The organism is Dietzia sp. SLG310A2-38A2, from assembly GCF_014145095.1.
Lineage (GTDB): Bacteria > Actinomycetota > Actinomycetes > Mycobacteriales > Mycobacteriaceae > Dietzia.
In genome coordinates, this window is sequence record NZ_JAALDX010000343.1 from 1 (window position 1) to 2,200 (window position 2,200).

General features: G+C 70.5%; 2 protein-coding genes and 1 pseudogene. 2 read left to right on the plus strand and 1 reads right to left on the minus strand.

Annotated elements, in window-relative coordinates; translation table 11 throughout:
* A pseudogene (locus tag G6027_RS12370) lies at positions 1–357 on the plus strand (TetR/AcrR family transcriptional regulator); the annotation flags it as partial.
* Here the strand turns inward: G6027_RS12370 and G6027_RS12375 are convergent.
* On the minus strand, positions 354–581 hold the full coding sequence (locus G6027_RS12375) for a DUF3107 family protein (protein ID WP_182637441.1): 228 nt from the start codon (positions 579–581) through the stop codon (positions 354–356). The pseudogene G6027_RS12370 and the gene G6027_RS12375 sit on opposite strands and share 4 nt — an antisense overlap.
* Before the next feature lie 288 nt (positions 582–869).
* Here G6027_RS12375 and G6027_RS12380 point away from each other — a divergent pair.
* A partial coding sequence (locus G6027_RS12380) for a DEAD/DEAH box helicase (RefSeq protein WP_241727081.1) occupies positions 870–2,200 on the plus strand: 1,331 nt, incomplete at its 3' end.

Consider the following 2,200-nt stretch of genomic DNA (forward strand, 5'->3'; position numbering starts at 1 on the left):
GAGGCCGCGGTGGACACGTTCTTCGCGTACGCCGATTCCGACACCCGCGGCTTCCGGCTCGTGTTCACCTCCGAGTCCGGGGACGATGACGTCCGGCGCGAGCTCGACCGCGCGACCGACGGCTGCATCGACGCCGTCCACGATCTGGTCCGGGGCGATTCCGGGCTCGACGCGCACCGGTCGCGCCTGCTCGCGGTGGGTCTCGTGGGGGCGAGCCGGGTCAGTGCCGGGCACTGGCTCGACGCGGGCCGGCCGATCTCCCGCGCCGACGCCGTCTCCACGACGGTCACCCTGTGCTGGGGTGGGCTGTCGAAGATCCCGCGTCAGGGCGGGGACCGACCCTCCCCGGACTCCTAGGAGAGGAACCCCACCGCGCGGCGTGCCGTCTCCCCGATCTCGACGTAGGCGACCCGGTCGGTCGACACGAGATAGCGACGGCCCTTCTCGTCGTCCAGCTCCAACACGGCCTTGCTCTCCGCGGTGAGTGCGGCCTCGACGCGGGCGTGCACGTCCTCCGGGTTCATCCCGGTCTTGAACACGAGTTCGCGATTGCTGTCGGCGATGCCGATCTTGACCTCCACGGTGCCTGCCCTTCTCATCGTCGGCGCATGTCACGCCGTCGTCGGTGATACGTGGGACCCAGGCTAGCCCGGACCCTGTGTACCGGGGCGTCACGGGATAGGGTGGACGCACGTGGATCACACCCGCGCCCGGTCCGCACGTCGGACCCCGCACCGAGGATCCGCGTGGAAATGTGCGCGCGCCCCGCTCGCCTAGGCCGTCCATCGGAAGGCCCGTCCTCCCGCGCGCGAGACGAGAAAGGCACCGCCCTGTCCACAACAGATGTGACCACCAGTGAAGTCGACGGCATGGCCACGACGACCGCCGTCGTCGACGCCCCGTCCTCCGACTCCTCCCCCAGCTTCGCCGAACTCGGCGTCCGCCCCGAGATCGTCACCGCGCTCGGCGAGCGCGGCATCACCCACACCTTCGCCATCCAGGAACTCACCCTCCCGCTGGCGCTCGCCGGTTCGGACCTCATCGGCCAGGCCCGTACGGGGATGGGCAAGACCTACGGCTTCGGTGTCCCCCTCCTGCACCGCATCTCGACGGGAGAGGTGACCCGGGAGCTCGACGGCACGCCCCGGGCCCTCATCATCGTCCCCACCCGCGAGCTGTGCGTCCAGGTCACCCAGGACCTCAAGATCGCCGCCACCGGGCTCACCGCCCCCGTGGGATCGGGAACCCGACCGCTCAAGGTGCTGGCCATCTACGGCGGCACCCCCTACGAGCAGCAGACCGACGCCCTGGAGAAGGGCGTCGACGTGGTGGTGGGAACCCCCGGCCGCCTGCTCGACCTGGCCAACCAGTCGAAACTGGTGCTCGGCAAGGTCGAGGTGCTGGTCCTCGACGAGGCCGACGAGATGCTCGACCTGGGCTTCCTGCCGGACATCGAGAAGCTGCTCCGGATGGTGCCGGAAAAGCGGCAGACCATGCTCTTCTCGGCCACCATGCCGGGACCGATCATCACCCTGGCGCGCAACTTCCTCACCAAGCCCACGCACATCCGGGCGGAGGCCGCCGACTCCGGCGCCACGCACGAGAACACCACCCAGTACGTGTACCGGGCGCACTCCATGGACAAGCCCGAGGTGGTCGCGCGGATCCTGCAGGCCGACGGACGCGGCGCCACGATGGTCTTCTGCCGCACCAAGCGCACGGCGCAGAAGTTGGCCGACGACCTGGCCGAGCGGGGCTTCCGGGTGGGTGCGATCCACGGCGACCTGGGCCAGGGCGCGCGCGAGAAGTCGCTCAAGGCCTTCCGCTCAGGGGATGTCGACGTCCTCGTGGCGACCGATGTCGCGGCGCGCGGTATCGACGTCGACGACGTCACCCACGTCATCAACTACCAGTGCCCCGAGGACGAGAAGACCTACGTCCACCGGATCGGCCGTACCGGTCGGGCCGGGCGCAAGGGCGTCGCGGTCACGCTCGTGGACTGGGACGACCTGCCCCGCTGGGGGCTGATCGACAAAGCGCTCGGCCTGGGTCACGGTGAGCCCGCCGAGACCTATTCGACCTCCCCCCATCTTCGCGCCGAGCTCGGCATCCCGGAGGGCGCGGGAGGCCGGGTCGGGGCCGCGACGGGGACCGGTTCCGGTCGGCGACCGGCCGATCGCGAGCCCCGGGGGTCCGGACG